This is a genomic window from Alicyclobacillus fructus (genome assembly GCF_017329605.1).
GTDB lineage: Bacteria > Bacillota > Bacilli > Alicyclobacillales > Alicyclobacillaceae > Alicyclobacillus > Alicyclobacillus fructus.
Genome location: NZ_JAFMTY010000073.1, coordinates 1 through 791 on the forward strand (window position 1 = coordinate 1; position 791 = coordinate 791).

At 60.3% G+C, this 791-nt stretch carries 1 rRNA gene; it reads right to left on the bottom strand.

Features of this window, described 5'->3' with window-relative positions:
- Positions 1–714 (bottom strand): 16S ribosomal RNA (locus tag J3481_RS14370); the annotation flags it as partial.
- Positions 715–791: the final 77 nt, after the last annotated feature.

Sequence of the window (791 nt, forward strand, 5' to 3'; positions counted from 1 at the left end):
GGTATTCCTCCACATCTCTACGCATTTCACCGCTACACGTGGAATTCCCCTTGCCTCTCCAGCACTCAAGTCAAGCAGTTTCCAGAGCCATCCCATGGTTGAGCCATGGACTTTCACTCCAGACTTGCTCGACCGCCTACGCACCCTTTACGCCCAGTGATTCCGGACAACGCTCGCCCCCTACGTTTTACCGCGGCTGCTGGCACGTAGTTAGCCGGGGCTTCCTCACCCGGTACCGTCTCGCATGGGGCTTTCCACTCCCCATGCCGCTCGCCCCGGGCAACAGAGCTTTACAACCCGAAGGCCTTCTTCGCTCACGCGGCGTTGCTCCGTCAGGCTTGCGCCCATTGCGGAAGATTCCCTACTGCTGCCTCCCGTAGGAGTCTGGGCCGTGTCTCAGTCCCAGTGTGGCCGGTCACCCTCTCAGGTCGGCTACGCATCGTCGCCTTGGTGGGCCGTTACCCCGCCAACCAGCTAATGCGCCGCGGGCTCCTCTCTCAGCGGCCCAGTTGGGCCTTTCCCCGCAAGAAGATGCCTCCTCGCGGGCGTATCCGGCATTAGCGCCCGTTTCCGGGCGTTATTCCGGTCTGAAAGGCAGATTACCCACGTGTTCCTCACCCGTCCGCCGCTGACCTCCGAAGAGGTCCGCTCGACTTGCATGTATTAGGCACGCCGCCAGCGTTCGTCCTGAGCCAGGATCAAACTCTCAATCCAAACAGCTTATCCTGACTTCGTGGTCGTCAAGACTCACGGGCTTGGTGGTCTTGTGTGTTTAGTTTTCAAGGAGCGAC